The organism is Burkholderia semiarida (genome assembly GCF_029268935.1).
Lineage (GTDB): Bacteria > Pseudomonadota > Gammaproteobacteria > Burkholderiales > Burkholderiaceae > Burkholderia > Burkholderia semiarida.
Genome location: NZ_JAHLCL010000007.1, coordinates 1,064,572 through 1,080,874, shown reverse-complemented (window position 1 = coordinate 1,080,874; position 16,303 = coordinate 1,064,572). Strand labels below are relative to the sequence as shown.

At 72.3% G+C, this 16,303-nt stretch carries 10 protein-coding genes; 9 read left to right on the top strand and 1 reads right to left on the bottom strand.

Features of this window, described 5'->3' with window-relative positions:
• Positions 1–5: 5 nt before the first annotated feature.
• Entirely contained in the window at positions 6–1,028 is a 1,023-nt protein-coding gene (locus KPB06_RS17890; RefSeq protein ID WP_275906205.1) for a sensor domain-containing diguanylate cyclase, read from the bottom strand.
• Between the two features lie 490 nt (positions 1,029–1,518).
• On the opposite strand from KPB06_RS17890, the gene bcsB reads away from it, so the two are divergent.
• The 9 genes from bcsB to KPB06_RS17845 are packed head-to-tail and all read left to right on the top strand — an operon-like array spanning position 1,519 to position 16,263.
• A complete protein-coding gene (bcsB, locus tag KPB06_RS17885) occupies positions 1,519–3,855 on the top strand; it encodes a cellulose biosynthesis cyclic di-GMP-binding regulatory protein BcsB (RefSeq protein ID WP_226093753.1) in 2,337 nt (778 codons plus the stop codon).
• Positions 3,856–3,858: 3 nt separating this feature from the next.
• Positions 3,859–5,088, top strand: a complete 1,230-nt coding sequence (gene bcsZ, locus KPB06_RS17880; protein ID WP_059573793.1) for a cellulose synthase complex periplasmic endoglucanase BcsZ — start codon at positions 3,859–3,861, stop codon at positions 5,086–5,088.
• Complete coding sequence (locus KPB06_RS17875; protein ID WP_275906204.1) at positions 5,073–8,969, top strand: cellulose synthase subunit BcsC-related outer membrane protein; 3,897 nt, start codon at positions 5,073–5,075, stop codon at positions 8,967–8,969. Before bcsZ ends, KPB06_RS17875 begins: the two co-directional genes overlap by 16 nt.
• 8 nt (positions 8,970–8,977) lie before the next feature.
• On the top strand, positions 8,978–10,948 hold the full coding sequence (bcsE, locus tag KPB06_RS17870; protein WP_275906203.1) for a cellulose biosynthesis protein BcsE: 1,971 nt from the start codon (positions 8,978–8,980) through the stop codon (positions 10,946–10,948).
• Positions 10,945–11,190 carry a hypothetical protein gene (locus KPB06_RS17865; protein WP_060011717.1) on the top strand — a complete coding sequence of 82 codons (246 nt, stop codon included), beginning with the start codon at positions 10,945–10,947 and terminating at the stop codon, positions 11,188–11,190. The genes bcsE and KPB06_RS17865 overlap by 4 nt, the downstream gene beginning before the upstream one ends.
• A complete protein-coding gene (gene bcsQ / locus KPB06_RS17860) occupies positions 11,187–11,966 on the top strand; it encodes a cellulose biosynthesis protein BcsQ (RefSeq protein ID WP_059640895.1) in 780 nt (259 codons plus the stop codon). The genes KPB06_RS17865 and bcsQ overlap by 4 nt, the downstream gene beginning before the upstream one ends.
• Entirely contained in the window at positions 11,963–14,500 is a 2,538-nt protein-coding gene (gene bcsA / locus KPB06_RS17855; protein ID WP_060011719.1) for a UDP-forming cellulose synthase catalytic subunit, read from the top strand. Before bcsQ ends, bcsA begins: the two co-directional genes overlap by 4 nt.
• A 27-nt stretch (positions 14,501–14,527) precedes the next feature.
• The gene (gene bcsG, locus KPB06_RS17850) at positions 14,528–16,084 is read left to right on the top strand and encodes a cellulose biosynthesis protein BcsG (protein ID WP_059573788.1); all 1,557 of its coding nucleotides are present in this window, start codon (positions 14,528–14,530) and stop codon (positions 16,082–16,084) included.
• A complete protein-coding gene (locus KPB06_RS17845; protein WP_059573787.1) occupies positions 16,066–16,263 on the top strand; it encodes a hypothetical protein in 198 nt (65 codons plus the stop codon). Before bcsG ends, KPB06_RS17845 begins: the two co-directional genes overlap by 19 nt.
• Positions 16,264–16,303: the final 40 nt, after the last annotated feature.

The window sequence follows — 16,303 nt, the reverse complement described above, 5'->3', positions numbered from 1 at the left end:
ACGCGTCATGCTTGCGCGGAGCGCCGCGATCGCGTGCGCTTGGCCTCGTACATCGCGTGGTCCGCGTGCTCGATCAGCGCATTCATGTCGGTGCCGTCGTCCGGCAGCACCGCGATGCCGACGCTGACGCCGAGCTGCAGCGCATGTCCGTCGAATTCGAACGGCTCGCCGACCTGCCGCGCGAGCCGCGTGCTCTGCGCATGGGCATCGTCGCGGGTGCCGATATTGGGCAGGATCACCGCGAATTCGTCGCCGCCGATGCGCGCGACCGTATCCGAGCGCCGCACCGCGGCCTGCATTCGCGTGGCGACCTCGCGCAGCGCGGCGTCGCCCGCGCGGTGGCCGAACCCGTCGTTGATTGGTTTCAGCCCGTCCATGTCGATGTTGAGAATGCCGAGCCGGCCGCTCGCGCGCAGCGCCGTGTGCATCGACTGGCGCAGGCGGTCGTAGAACAGCGCGCGGTTCGGCAAGCCCGTGAGCGCGTCGTGGGTCGCGCGCAGGTAGAGCTCGTTCGCTTCGTTGCGCGCCGCGTGGAACATCGCGGCGGCGATCAGGTCGGCCATCAGCCGCAGCGTGGCCGAGTCGGCCGGCGAGAAGCCGTCGACGTCCGGCGACATCACCTTCAGCACGCCGACCGTCGTGTCGGCATGCGTGAGCGGCATCACGAGCATCGAGCGCAGGCCGACCCGGCGGCACGCATCGCGATCGACGCGCGGGTCGGTTTCCGAATCGACGCAGCGCAGCAACTCGCCTTGCTGCACGCACAGCCCCGACAGGCTGCCCGAGCGCCGCAACCGCAGGCCGAGCATGCCGGCCGCCGTGCCCGACGCGGCGCGGTACACCATGTCGTCGCCTTCGGCGAATTCGACCGCGGCGGCGCTCGCGCCGGTGAGCTTCGGCATCTGTTCGGCCACGTACGCGATCACGCTGCCGAGGTCCATGCCGAGTTTCGCGATTTCGGCTTGTGCCGCGATGATGCGCAGCAACGTGTCGGCGGACGGGGTGGCGGAGTCGGCGGTTTGATTCAAGTCAGTTTTCCATGAAGAAAGTACGTCGCGCGACACGTACTTGCGGTAGCATACGCGCCGCCTGCGGCAGCGCGCGTGGCGGGGCGGTCCGCCACGGACCGCGGCCGGTGCCCGGCCCCCGGCCAGCCGTATCGCGCCGGCAGTATGCCGTTCCAGCCGTCCCGCTGGCAACGGCGCAATTCTTGCCATTCCCTCTTCCCGCGCGGCATTTCCGACCGAATTGAGGTTTTTTCGCTTCACAGTCGCGAATCACGGTAAGTTTTGTTCTATTTTTGAGATAGTGTGACGAATGAGCGGGCGCCGGTGCCAGGCGCGCCGCAACGCGACGAACCGGCCGCTGAAGCATCCGCCGCGTCGTACCGACAAATGCAATCAGGTCATATAGATGAGAGGAAGCAGAGGGGATGTGCACTCACGGGCATAGCTGCTTTGCGCGCGTCCGTTTCGACGCGCGGATGGACCCGACGATCGTGACGATGGAGAGCGGCGCATGAGGCCGGCCGTGTCGCTGTTCGTCCTCGCGGCCGCGATGACCGGCGCTTTCCACGCGGCTGCGTTGTCGGCCGCGCCGATGCCGGCGGTGCCGGCCGCCGCTTCGACGTCCGCTGCGGATCGCGCGGCGGCGACCGACGCGGCGCCGGCCGCGACGCCCGCTACCGCGCCGACGGCGGCCAGCGCGCCGGCCGCCGGCCTGCCGGCCACGACCGTGCGCATGCCGTTCGCATCGCTCGGCGCGTTCGATCCGCTGCGCCTGCGCGGCGCCGACGACGCGCGCACGATCAACGCCGGCGTGCGGCTCGACCGCGTGATCACGGGCGCGCGGCTGCGCCTGACCTACGCGTATTCGCCGTCGCTGGTCTTTCCGCTGTCGCACCTGAAGGTGTCGGTGAACGGCGAGGTGATCGCGACCGTTCCGTTCGATGCGGCACGCGCCGGGCGTACGGTCACGCAGGAGATCCCGATCGATCCGCGCTACTTTTCCGATTTCAACCAGATCGGCCTGCGCCTGATCGCGCACTACACGCTCGACCATTGCGAGGATCCGGCGAACTCGGCGCTGTGGGCCGACGTGAGCCCGACGAGCGAGCTGATCCTCGACGAATCGCCGGTGCGCCTGCCGAACGATCTCGCGCTGCTGCCCGCGCCGTTCTTCGACCGGCGCGACAACGGCCGCCTGCGGCTGCCGTTCGTGCTGCCGGCCACGCCCGATTCGGCGACGCTGCGCAGCGCGGGCGTGCTCGCGTCGTGGTTCGGCGCGCTGGCCGACTACCGGCATGCGCGCTTCCCGGTATCGGCCGCGCTGCCGGCCGACGACCAGGCCGTCGTGGTCGGCACGGCCGCGACGCTGCCGGCCGGTCTCGCGCTGCCGCCCATCAACGGTCCGCTGCTCGCGGTCGCCGACAATCCGGCCGCGCCGGGGCGCAAGCTGCTGATCGTCACGGGCCGCACGGCGGCCGAGGTCGACGACGCGGTCGCGACGCTCGTGCTCGGCCGCGCGGCGCTGTCCGGGCCGGCCGCGACGGTCGCGCACGTCGATCTCGGCGCGCCGCGCAAGCCGTACGACGCGCCGCGCTGGCTGCCGGTGAACCGGCCGATCGCGTTCCGCGAGCTCGTGAACGACCCGCGCCAGCTCGAAGTGCGCGGCACGACGCCCGACGCGATCCGGCTGAACCTGCGTGTGCCGGCCGATCTGCATTCGTGGAACGGCGCGGGCGTGCCGATCACGCTGCGCTACCGCTACACGGCGCCGACCGTGCAGGACAATTCGACGCTCGCGGTCGAGATCAACGACCAGCTCGTGAAGTCGTACCGGCTCGGGCCGGCCCACGCGGAGGACGCGCACGGGCGCATGCAGTTGCCGCTGCTGTCGGTGCCGGAAGGGCGCGTGACGAGCGACGTCGACATTCCCGCGTTTCGCGTCGGCAGCGGCAACCAGCTGCAATTCCGCTTCACGCTCGATTCGCAGAAGACGGGCCTGTGCTCGAGCACGGCCACCGAGCCGCAGCGCGCGGCGATCGATCCGGATTCGACGATCGACTTCTCGCACTTCGTCCATTACGCGCAATTGCCGAACCTCGCGTTCTTCGCGAACAGCGGCTTTCCGTTCACGCGCTTCGCGGACCTGTCGCAGACGGCCGTCGTGCTGCCCGAGCGGCCCTCGCCGCAGGAGCTCGAGGCGTACCTGACGATGCTCGGCCACATGGGCGAATGGACCGGCTTCCCGGCGCTGCGCGTGCAGGTCGCGCGGCCCGGCGACGTCGCCGCGCTGTCGGGGCACAAGGATGTGCTCGTGATCGATGGCTCCCCGGCGTCGCCGCTGCTCGCGAACTGGCGTGCGTCGCTGCCGCTCGCGATCGGCGAGCCGGGCGGCGCGGGCGGCGGCGGCGCGACGCGCGTCGCGTTCACGGTGAAGGAGCGCTGGCGCAACGGCGTGGGCGTCGCCGACGGCGGCGCGCACATCGAACAGACGGGCCCGCTCGCCGCGCTCGCCGGTTTCGAGCTGCCGGGCAGCCGCGGCCGCAGCGTCGTCGCGCTGACGGCGACCGACCAGCCGCGCCTCGGCGATCTGCTCGACGTGTTCGAGAACGCGGGGCTCGTGGCGCAACTGCAGGGCGACCTCGCGCTGGTGCGGCCGGGGCAGGTCGACAGCCTGCGGGTCGGCGAGCCTTACGTGGTCGGCTTCGTGCCGTGGTATGCGCGCGTGTGGACGGAGGCGGCGCGGCATCCGGTCGTGCTCGGCGCGGTGGGCGTCGTCGCGGGGCTGCTGCTCGCGCTCGGCGTGTTCAGCGTGCTGCAGCGAATCGCCGCGCGTCGACGGGGGATGTAACGGATGGCGCGGGCAATGACGAAGCGACGGGCGACGCAGCCGGCGCGGCGTGTCGGCGCGACGCTCGCGCTGGCGGTGGCGGTGACGTGCGCGGCGGCCGGCATGGCCATGCACGCGCGGGCCGCGCCGGCCAGTGCAGCCGATGCCGCCGCCGCGGGATGCAGCGCCGCGTGGCCGCGCTGGGACGCGTTCAAGCGCGATTTCATCTCGGCCGACGGCCGCGTGATCGACGTCGGCTCGGCCGATTCGCGCACGGTATCGGAGGGGCAGGCGTATGGGCTGTTCTTCGCGCTGGTCGCGAACGACCGGCGCATGTTCGACACGATCCTCGCGTGGACCGAGAACAATCTCGCGCAGGGCGACCTGAGCGCACGCTTGCCGGCCTGGCTGTGGGGCCGCGCGCCCGACGGCGCATGGCGCGTGCTCGACGCGAACGCGGCGTCGGACGCCGACCTGTGGATCGCCTATGCGCTCGTCGAGGCCGGGCGGCTGTGGCGCGAGCGCAGCTATACGGCGCGCGGCGCGCTGCTCGCGAAGCGCGTGCTCGACGACGAGACGGCGACCGTGCCGGGCCTCGGCCTCACGCTGCTGCCGGGGCCGACCGGGTTCAAGCTGGCCAACGGCCAATGGCGCGTGAATCCGAGCTATTCGCCGCCGCAGGTGATTCGCGCGCTCGGCGCGCGGCTGCCCGACGACCGTCGCTGGGCCGCGCTCGCATCCAGCACCGCTCGCGTGCTGCTCGACACCGCGCCGAAGGGCTTCTCGCCCGACTGGGCGCTGTATCGCGCGGGCAAGGGGTTCGGGCCCGATCCGGACACGCACGCGGAGAGCGCGTACAACGCGATCCGCGTGTACCTGTGGGCCGGCATGCTCGACCGCGCCGATCCGCTCGCCGCGCCGCTGCTCGCGAAGTTCGCGCCGTTTGCCGACCATATCGCCGCGCATGGCGCGCCGCCGGAGAAGGTCGATACGACGACGGGCGTCGCGGGCCCGAACGACGGCAACGGCGGCTTCTCCGCGGCGGCCGTGCCGTTCCTCGACGCGCGCGGCCAGCACGCGCTCGCGGATGCGCAGGCGGCGCGCGTCGAGACGCTCGCGCGCCAGTCGGCGCCCGGCTATTACTCCAGCGTGCTGACGCTGTTCGGGCTCGGCTGGCGCGACGGCCGCTACCGGTTCGAAGCGGACGGCACGCTCGACACCCGTTGGGGAGGCCGTTCGTGCGCCGCCCGTTGAAGCGCGCCGCGCCGCACGTCGCGGGATTCGCGTGGCTCGCGTCGTCGGTGTGCGCGGCGGCGCCGGGCGCCGCGGCGGCGACCCCCGCGGCACCGGCGACCGCGGCTGCCGGCGATGCGCGGCGCGAGCTCGACACCGCGCGGATGTGGGGCATCAAGCATCGCGACGATCTCGCGCGCGATGCGCTGCGCAAGGGCCTGCTGATCGCGCCGGGAGACACCGAGCTGCTGGCCGAACAGGTGCGCGTGCTGCTGCGGCTCGGCGACGCGAAAGGCGCGCAGGCGTCGCTGGCGCGGCTGCAGGCGCAGTCGCCGAATGCGCCGGCCACGCGGCGGGTGGCCGACGAATACCGCGTCGCGACGAGCGCGCGCGGCGAGATGGCGCAGATCCGGCTGCTCGCGCGCAGCGGCCGCGCCGACGAGGCGGCCCGGCGGATCGTCGCGCTGTTTCCGAACGGCGCGCCGTCGGGTGCGCTCGGCGCCGAGTATTACCAGATCGTGTCGAATGCGCCGGGCGGGCGCGAGCCGGCGATCGCCGCGCTGCGCCGCGCGATCGCCGCCGATCCGCGCGACACGAGCGCGTCGATCGCGCTCGCGCGGCTGTTGAACCAGCGCGACGACACGCGCGCGGAAGCGAACCGGATCGCGTCGTCGCTCGCGACGCGCGCCGACGCGGACCATACGGAAGCGATGGCGCTGTGGCGGCGCGTGCTGCAGTCGGCCGGCAGCGATCCCGCGTATCTCGATGCGCTGCACGCGTATCTCGCGCTCGCGCCGGACGATACCGAATTCCGCGATCGCGCGGCCGGCCTCGATCGGCAGCGCGATGCGCAGCGCCGGCTCGAGCGCGATCCCGACTACATCGCGCAGCAGCGCGGGCTGCAGGCGCTGGCGCGCGGCGACCTGGCCGCCGCCGACCCGCTGCTCGCGCGCGCCGCGCGGGCGCGGGCGGACGACGCCGATGCGCTGGGCGGGCTCGGCCTGCTGCGCCTGCGCGAAGGGCGGCATGACGAAGCGCGCGCGCTGTTCGCACGGGCCGCGACGCGTGCGACCGACCAGCGCGGCAAATGGCAAGGCCTCGCGCGTACCGCGCAGTTCTGGGGGCTGCTCGCCCAGGGCCGCGAGGCGGCCAGTGCGGGCCGCCCGCGCGATGCCGAGCGCGCCGCGCGCGCGGCGCTCGCGATGCAGCCGGACAACCCGGACGCGAAGCTTCAGCTTGCCGATGCGCTGCTCGCGCAGCGCGACTGGGCGCAGGCGGAGCCATTGCTGCGCGGTTTGCTCGCCGCGCGCTCGCCGAGCGTGTCGGCCGTGCGCGACACGGCCACGCTGTATGAAAACACCGGCCGCGCGGACCGGATCGGCCCGTTGCTCGACGCGCTGCAAGGGCGTGTGACGGGCGCCGACGATCGGCGCGCGCTCGACGGCCTGCGCGGCGACCTGCTCGCGAAGGAAGCGCGCGCGCTGGCCGACAAGGGGGCACGCGGGCCGGCCGCGCAACGCTACGAGGCGGCCGTGCGCGCGACGCCCGACGCGCCGTGGACGCGCTTCGCGCTCGCGCGCCTTTATCGCGACATGGGGCTGCCGCAGCTCGGCCGCACGGTGATGGACGACGGGCTCGCGCTGAGCGATACGCCCGAGATGCGCTACGCGAACGCGCTGTATCGCAACTCGCTCGACGATGTCGCGGGCGCGCAGGCCGCACTGGCGCCGGTCGACGATGCGCACCGTTCGGACGGGATGCGTGCGCTCGCGCGCAAGCTCGATGCCGAAAATGCGCTCGCCGACGCGCGCGGCGCGCATGCACGCGGCGACCGCGCGGCATTCGCCGCCACGCTCGCGCACGCGCAGGCGAGCGCGCCGGACGATCCCGACATGCTCGCCGCGATCGGCGCGCAGTGGATCGACGCGGGCGAACCCGAGCGCGGCCTCGCGCCGCTCCACGACTGGATCGCCGCGCATCCGCGCGAAGCCGATGCGGACGTGCGCCTGCGCTACGGCGACCTGCTCGGCCGCGCGGGGCGCGACGACGCGCTCGCCGCGTGGCTCGACACGCTGCGCCGCGACCCGGCGCTGACGCCCGCGCAGACGGCGCGACTGGAGGACCAGTCGCTGCGGCTCGTGCTGCGGCAGACCGACGACGCGATCGCGCGACAGGACTATGCGCAGGCGCGCACGCTGCTCGATCGCGCGAGCCCGGCCGGCCGCGCGGACAAGCGCCATGCGCTCGAACTCGCCGATCTCGAACGCGCGCAGGGGCATTACGACGCGGCGCGCGAGGCGCTCGCGCCGGTCGTGGCGCGTACGCCCGACGATGCCGATACGCAGCTCGCGCTCGCCCGGATCGACGAGGACAGCGGCAACCGTGCGGCCGCCCGCGAGCGCGTGCAGGCGGTGCTGGCGCGCACGCCGGACGACGACGTCGACACGCAGTTGTCGGCCGTGCGGCGCCTGAACGCGCTGCGCCGGCCGGACGAAGCCGCGCAGGTGACCGGGCGGCTGCAGGCCGCATATCCGGCGCGCGCCGACGTGACGGTCGCGGCCGGCCGCGTGGCCGAGGCGCAGGGCCGCTACGACGACGCGGCGTCGCTGTACCGGCTGTCGCAGTCGCAGGAGCGCGCGACGGGGGTAGGCCCGGGCCGCGACGGGCTGACACCCGCGCAGGCCGCGTTCGCGGAGCTGGCGCAGCGGCGCAATCCCGAGATCGAGACCGGCTGGATACCCGCGTACAAATCGGGCGACGAAGGCATCTCGTCGTATCGCGCGCAGCAGGTGCCGATCTACATGCAGATGCCGGTCCGCTACGACGGGCACGTATTCGCGCAGATCGACACCGTGCATCTCGACCCGGGCACGCTCGATACGAGCGACCCGAACGCGTATTCGCTGAAGACGTTCGGCACGTACGCGGGGCTCAGGGCGCCGAACGGGCTGCCGCCGCCGTTCCAGCCGAATCCGCAGGCTGCCGCGCTGCTCGCGAATCCGTCGGGCTCGTTGCACCAGTCGGTGACGGGGGTCGCGCTCGGTGCCGGTTACCTGTCCGATGCATGGCGCTTCGATCTCGGCACGTCGCCGCTCGGCTTTCCGGTGCATTACCTCGTCGGCGGCGTGCGTTATCGCTTCGACGCGGGCCCGGCGAGTTTCTCCGTGAATGCGTCGCGCCGGCCGGAAACGAGCAGCGTGCTGTCGTACGCGGGGATGCGCGACCCGTGGACGGGCGCGGTGTGGGGCGGCGTGCGCCGCGACGGCGTGAACCTGCGCGCGTCGGTCGACGTCGGCCGCACGAACCTGTTCGCGGAACTCGGCGCGGGCGTGCTGTCCGGCCGCAACGTCGAACGCAATGCGGAAGTCACGCTGCGCACCGGCTTCACGGTGCCCGTGTACGAGCGCGCGACGATGAAGGTCAGCACCGGGCTCGTCGGCAATGCGTGGCACTACGCGCAGAACCTGCGTTACTACACGTACGGGCAGGGCGGTTACTACAGCCCGCAGCGCTACCTGTCGCTCGGCGTGCCGGTCGAATGGGCGGGGCGGCACGATGCGCTGTCGTGGGACCTGACCGTCACGGGCGGGATCTCGAACAGCTACGAGAAGGATTCGCTGTATTACCCGACGCTCTCCGGACAGCGGGCCGCGCAGGTGGCGGCCGGGTTCGTGTACGCGGGCAGTTCGACGCGCGGCGTGTCGTTCTCGTACGGCGTGAACGGCATCGTTGAATATCGCGTGAACCCGCACCTGAGCGTCGGCGCGCAGTTGCACATCGACCGGTCGCACGACTATGCGCCGAGCTCGGCGCTCGTCTACCTGCGCTATGCGTTCGATGCGCGCGCGCCGCGCAGCTGGCTCGTGACACCTACGCCCGTGCGGCTGTATTCGGATTACTAGGGGAACGCGTGACTACGGAATTCGATGCTACCCGCCTCGCGCCCGGCGCCACCGGCCTGGTCGATCGCGTGCGCGCGCTGTTGCGCATGGGGCCGGCGGGCGGCCGTGCCGGCGCATCGAGCCGGCTCGCGATCGACGGCCTGCCCGACGCCTGGACGCAACTGGACGCCGGCGGCCTTTACGCGATCTACGCGGCCGGCGGCACGCCGGGGTGCGACGCGCTCGTGTGGGAAAGCGCGCGGCAGGCGCGCACGCGCGACGTCACGATCGTGCTGGCGCGCGATCCGGCGAGCGTCGCCGCGCAGATGGCGTCGCTCGGCTTCGCGGGCGGTGCGCAGCCGGCCGGCTGGCCGCGCAACCTGAACGTGCTGGCGATGCCGCCGGCGGCCGAGCCTGCAGACGCCGGCGCCGATGCCGGCGTGGCCGGCGGCGCGTCGGGCCGCGCGGCGCCCGGCCCGTTCGCGCGGCTGACGGGCGGCTTGCGCGCGATGAAGCGCTACGGGCTGCATGCCCGGTCGCTGTATTTCGTCGAAGGCGCGCAGCGCTGGTTCAGCTGGGACGATCCGGTCGCGCTCGCGGAGGAAGCGCACGCGCTGGCCGGCTGGTGCCGCACCCGCCGGATCGCGCTCGTGCTGCTGCTCGACCCGGAAGCGGCCCGGGCAGGCGGCGACACGCGTGCCGACGATGCGCCGCTCGTGCGCGATGCGCAGCGCGCGCCGCGCAGCGCCTTCCACGGAATCTGCTCGGGTGTCGCGCAGTTGCAGCGCACGCACGGCGAATTGCTGTGGGTCGTCGATTTCTGGCGCGCGGGCGACACGCTCGCGGCCGGCGAGGTGCGGCCGCTGCGCTTCGCGCCGGGCGGCCGGTTGACCGCCAGCGTCGATGGCGGCGCGACCGAACCGGCGCACCGGATGAAGCTCGCGAGCGACGAGGATCGCGTGGTGGTCAGCCGCGCGGTGCTCGACGGCGCGAGCCGCGTGCCGGACGGCTGGGAGATCGTCGACGACAACGCGGCCGTCGTCGCCGCGTGCGCGAACGCACAGGCCGCGACCGCGGTGCTGGTGTTCCGCTCGCATGCGCAGCTCGAAGCGCTGTGCGCGGACGTGCATACGTTGCGCCGGCAGTGCGGCGGCGCGCTGAAGATCGCGGTCGTCGAGCGCGGCGAGGTGCTGCGCCAGCAGTTCGAGATGCTCGTGCTGAGCGTCGGCGCGAACCGCGTCGTCGCGCGCGACCTGCCCGTGTCGCGGATGCAGGCCGCCGTGCACGCGCTGCACGGCCAGCTCTACGCGCGGCCCGTCGCGGCCGACTATCGCGCGGCGCTCGCGGCCGCGCTCGGCGATTCGGTGCTCGGCTACCTGCCGGTCGGCGCGTTCTGCCAGCGGATTCGCGCGGTGCTCGATCGCGGCGCGGTGCTCGCGCTGCCGCATACGCTCGCGAAGCTCACGCTGCTGCCGGGCGTGTCGCACGTCGACGCGTTGCGGCATTGCCGGCCGCGTCGCGCGGGCGACGTCGTGACGGCCGATGCCGGGCACCTGTTCGTGTTCCTGTTCGCGTGCGAGCCGCTTGATGCCGAAGACGCGCTCGCGCGGATCTTCGACGTGCCGGTCGATACGCTGTCCGACCGCGTCGTGTGCCTCGGGCAGGGCAGCATCGACACCGAGCTCGACGCGCTGAAGGCCGAGAACCGGCGCGCGCCGATCGCCGATTACAGCGACCTGTTCGCGGCGGCGCGGCCGCCGGGCGCCGCGCGCGCAGCGGCCACGCCCGTCGCGCCCGGCGCGGCATTGCCCGACGCGAGCGAGGTGAGCGACGCGATCGATGCGATCGATACCGTCGTCGCGCTCGACGCGATCGGCGTGCCGCAGGCGTCCGCGCCGGCTGCCGACGCCGCCGCGGCGCCGGACCCCGTCATTCCCGCCGTGCGTGCGCGCGGCGCCATTCGCAGCGCGATGCCGCTGCGCAAGCAGGAGGACGCATGATCGCCGAACTCGTCATCGGCTTCATCGTCGGTATCGTGATCGCGGTGCCGGTGTGGATCGTCGCGCAGCACCTCGGCATCGGCCGCGGCTTTCATGCACCGCGCGGCATCGACCGGCGCGACGCGGTGCCGTGCGAACTCGTGCCCGTCGCGCTGCGCGGCCGCCTGCTGCCCGGCGCGGGCGGAGACGGAGGCGATGAAGGCGACCAGCGCGGCACGCGCGACAGCAAGGCGGCACGATGAAGACGATCGCCCTCACATCGACGACGGGCGGCGCGGGCCGCACGACGCTCGCCGCCGCGCTCGCGGTGCTGCTCGCGCGCCGCGGCCGGCCGGTCGTCGCCGTCGAATTCGATGCACAGAACCTGATGGGCGCGGCGCTCGGCCTCGATACGCTGGCCGAACACGGTCTCGCGCACGGCCTGCTGGGCGGCGCCGAACCGTGGCACACGCATACGTGGGGCAACGCCGACGGCGTGCTGTTCGTGCCGTACGGGCAGGTCGACGCGGCCGGCGCGGCCGCGTGCGATGCGCGGCTCGTGGCCGATCCGGCGTGGCTCGCGCGCGCGCTCCACGAGATCGCGCTGCCGGCCGACGGCGTCGTGCTGATCGACACCGCCCGCTATCCGTCGCCGCAGGCCGAGCAGGCGATCCGATGCGCGGACCTGACGCTCGTCGTCGTGCCGCCGGAGCCGGTCGCCTGCGCGACGACGGCCGCGCGGCTCGGCGCGCTGCGGGCCGGCGGCGGCGACCTGCGGATCGTCGTGAACCGGCTGAACCCGGCGCGCGACATGCAGCGCGACGCGCTGGCGATGCTGCGCGCGGTCGCGGGGCCGGCGTCGATGCTCGAGCAGCGCATTCACGTCGACGCGGCCGTGCCCGAAGCGCTCGCGCGCGGCAGCTGGATCTTCGACGACGCGCCGTATTCGCAGGCGTCGCACGACCTGAACGGCGTCGCGAACTGGGTCGATACGTGGCTGAAGGCGGTCGTCGCCGGCCGCGCGGGAGCCATGCGATGAAGGCCGCGTTCGCGTCGCGACTGCGCGCGCTCGGCCGTCGAGCGGCCGACTGGTGCGCGCGCGGCATCGGGCTGCCGGCGCAACGCACGCGGCTGGACTGGTTCGTGCGGCTGTTCTTCCACGCGCCGCCGGCCGGGCGGCCCGATCATGTGCGCCGCTGGGTGCGCGTCGCGTTCCTGCAGCTCGCGCACGACTGGGGCGTGCTGCAGCCGCTCAGCGTGCGCGAATGGCTGTGGCGCGCGATCGTGCGCGCGCCGCGCGCGGCCGACGGCCGGCCCGCGCGCGATCCGCTCGCGTGGTTCGACAGGTTCGTGGTGCCCGTCTACGTGGCCGGGCGCGCGGTCGGCCGGCGCATCAACGCGATGCTCGAACGTCTGCCGTGGGCGCGCTGGGGCGGCTGGCTCGATGCGCGCGCGAACGGCGTCGGCCGGCGCCGCTGGCTCGCGCCGCTGCTGCTCGTGGCCGGCGCGGTGCTGTGGGCCGCGGCCGGGATGTCGCCGCTGATGCCCGGCGCGCAGTTCGCGTTCTTCGCGATCGTCGCGGTGCTCGCGCTCGCGCTGCGCCGCCTGCCGGGCCATCTGCCGACCCTCGCGCTCGCGTCGCTCGCGCTGCTCGCGGCCGTGCGCTACGTATGGTGGCGCACGACGCAGACGCTCGATTTCCGCAGCCCGATCGAGGCCGTCGCCGGCTACCTGCTGTATGGCGCCGAAGCCTATACGTGGATGATCCTGCTGCTCGGCTTCGTGCAGACCGCATGGCCGCTCGACCGGCCGATCGTGCCGCTGCCCGACGATCCGGACACCTGGCCGAGCGTCGACGTCTATATCCCGACCTACAACGAACCGCTGTCGGTCGTGAAGCCGACCGTGTTCGCCGCGCAGAGCATCGACTGGCCCGCCGCGAAGCTGCGCGTGTACCTGCTCGACGACGGCCGGCGCCCGGAATTCGCGGCATTCGCGGCCGAGGCCGGCATCGACTACCTGACGCGCGACGACAATCTCCACGCGAAGGCCGGCAACATCAACCGCGCGTTGCCGAAGACGCACGGCGAGTACATCGCGATCTTCGACTGCGATCACGTGCCGACGCGCTCGTTCCTGCAGACGACGATGGGCGTGTTCCTGCGCGACCCGAAGTGCGCGCTCGTGCAGACGCCGCACCATTTCTTCTCGCCCGATCCGTTCGAGCGCAACCTCGGCACGTTCCGCGAGGTGCCGAACGAGGGCAACCTGTTCTACGGCCTCGTGCAGTCGGGCAACGACCTGTGGAACGCGACGTTCTTCTGCGGATCGTGCGCGGTGCTCAAGCGCAGCGCGCTGGAGGAGGTCGGCGGCGTCGCGGTCGAAACCGTGACCGAGGATGCGCACACGGCGCTCAAGCTGCATCGGCGCGGCTATACGTCGGCGTACCTGCCGACCGTGCAGGCGGCCGGCCTCGCGACCGAAAGCCTCGCCGGCCACGTGAAGCAGCGCACGCGCTGGGCGCGCGGGATGGCGCAGATCTTCCGCATCGACAACCCGTTCCTCGGGCGCGGGCTCGGCTTCATCCAGCGGATCTGCTACGGCAACGCGATGCTGCACTTCTTCTACGGGATTCCGCGCCTGGTATTCCTGACGATCCCGCTCGCGTACCTGTTCTTCCACCTGTACTTCATCAACGCGTCGTCGCTCGCGCTCGCGAGCTACGTGATCCCGTACCTCGTGCTCGCGAACATCGCGAACTCGCGGATGCAGGGGCGCTACCGGCATTCGTTCTGGGCCGAGGTCTACGAATCGGTGCTCGCGTGGTACATCGCGCTGCCGACCACCGTCGCGTTCTTCAGCCCGAAGCACGGCAAGTTCAACGTGACCGACAAGGGCGGCAAGATCGACGAAGGCTACGTCGACTGGTCGACGTCGAAGCCGTATCTCGTGCTGTTCGCGCTGAACGTGCTCGCGATCGTCGCCGGCCTGTGGCGGCTCGTGGCCGACCAGGGCGACGAGGCGTCGACGATCCTGATCACGCTCGGCTGGACCGTGTACAACCTCGCGATGCTCGGCGCGGCGCTGGCCGTCGCGCGCGAGACGAAGCAGGTGCGCGTCACGCACCGGATCGCGATGCGCGTGCCGGCGATGCTGCTGCTCGCCGACGGCTCGACCGCCGCGTGCTTCACGAGCGACTACTCGACCGGCGGCCTCGGTCTTGAAGCCGTGCCGGGGCTGCCGCTCGCGGTCGGCGACACGCTGACGGTGTGCGTGACGCGCGGCGACCGCGCGTTTCCGTTCCCGGTGCGCGTGACCCGTGTGACGCCGACCCACGTCGGCGTGAGCTTCGAGGCGCTGACGCTCGAACAGGAGCGTCAGCTCGTGCAATGCACGTTCGGCCGTGCGGATGCGTGGCTCGACTGGCACGAGGGCGCGCGGCCCGACACGCCGCTCGGCGGGCTCAAGGAAGTGCTGCGGATCGGGCTGGACGGTTACGTACGAATGTGGAAGGGTGCGGCGCGCGGCGTGCAGGCCATGCTCGCGCCGAAACTCGATCGCGCGCGCGACTGACGCGGCGCGCATCATGGAGTGGGTTAGATGACGTTCTGGAATCTGTATTTCATCCTGAAGTTCGCGCTGTTCGCGACCGGGCGCCTGCAGCCGTTCTGGCTCGCGAACCTCGCGTTCGCGGTGGCGCTGGTGGCGAGCGCGCCGATCCGGTCGCGCGCATGGCGCATCGTCCGGCAGGTCGTGGCGATCGCGATCGCGGTGCCGCTGCTCGCGCGCGAGCTGCATGCGCCGCCGCTCGCCCGTCTCGCGGAGGCCGCGCGCGAAGTCAGCACGTTCCGGCTCGACTACTGGATGGAGCTGCTGCCGCGCCTGTTGCCGCCCGTGCTCGCGCTGACGATCGTCGGTGTACTGATCGTCTATTTCATCGTCAATCGCTGGCTGCGCGTCGCGACGTTCGTGGTGGCCGTGCTCGTTGTCATGCCGTTGTGGCAGGCCGGCAGCGGGCTGATGGCGCGCGTCGTCGCGCCGGCCCAGCCGCAGGCGAACGCGGCGGGCGCCACGCGCGTGGACGCACCCGAGGATCACAACGCGGCGCTCGCGACGTTCCGCGCGCAGGAATCGCAGCGCCAGGTCGCGTTCGGTCATCTCGGCAGCGACCCGGCCGCGCAGTTCGACGTGATCGTGCTGCACGTCTGTTCGCTGTCGTGGGACGACCTCGATGCGGCGAAGGTGCGCAACCATCCGATGCTGAGCCACTTCGACTACCTGTTCACGAACTTCAGCACGGCCGCGAGCTACAGCGGCCCGGCGGCGATCCGCGTGCTGCGCGCGAGTTGCGGGCAGGAGGCGCATGCGGACCTGTACAAACCCGCGCCGCAGCAGTGCCACCTGTTCTCGCAACTGGCCGGCGCCGGCTACACGGTGCAGTCGCTGCTGAACCACGACGGCCATTTCGACAACTTCCTGCAGGTGATCCACGACAACATCGGCGTGGCCGATGCGCCGATGATCTCGAACGCGGCCGCGCCCGTCGCGATGCATGCGTTCGACGGCTCGGGGATCAAGGACGACTATGCGACGCTCGCGAACTGGTACGCGCAGCGCGCGTCGGTGCCGGGGCCGGTCGCGCTGTACTACAACACGATCAGCCTGCACGACGGCAACCGCGTCGTCGGCAGCGCGCTGACGAGCATCGACTCGTATCCGCAGCGCGCGACGAAACTGATGACCGACTTCGACCGTCTCGCCGACCTGATCGCGCAATCGGGCCGCCGCGCGGTGATCGTGTTCGTGCCCGAGCACGGCGCCGCGTTGCGCGGCGACAAGAACCAGATCGCGGGGCTGCGCGAGATTCCGACGCCGCGCATCGTGCACGGGCCGGTCGGTGTGCGGCTCGTCGGCTTCGCCGGCAACCACGGCGCGACGACCGTGATCGAGCAGCCGACCAGCTTCCTCGCGCTCGCGCAGTTGCTGTCGAACCTCGTGTCGAACAGCCCGTTCAAGCCGGGCGCGACGCTTGCGCAATACGCGGCCGATTTGCCGCGCACGCGGATGATCGGCGAGAACGAGGGCACGGTGACGATGCAGACGGCCGCGGGTTACGCGGTGAAAACTCCGGATGGCGTATGGATCGACGAACAGTGACGATTACCGGCGAAGGCGACGACGATCGCCTGTCGCAACCGAACGACGTGATCGGCCTCGCGCGGCATCTGCCCGCGCTCGATCCCGAGCGCTACGTCGACGAGCAGGCGCGCCGCGCGTTCGACGCGTCGCTCGATCGCTGGCCGGTGCTCGCGAAGCTGATGGGGCTGAAGCGGTAAACGCGCGACGGCCAGCATGATGGCCGGCCGTCGTCGCCTT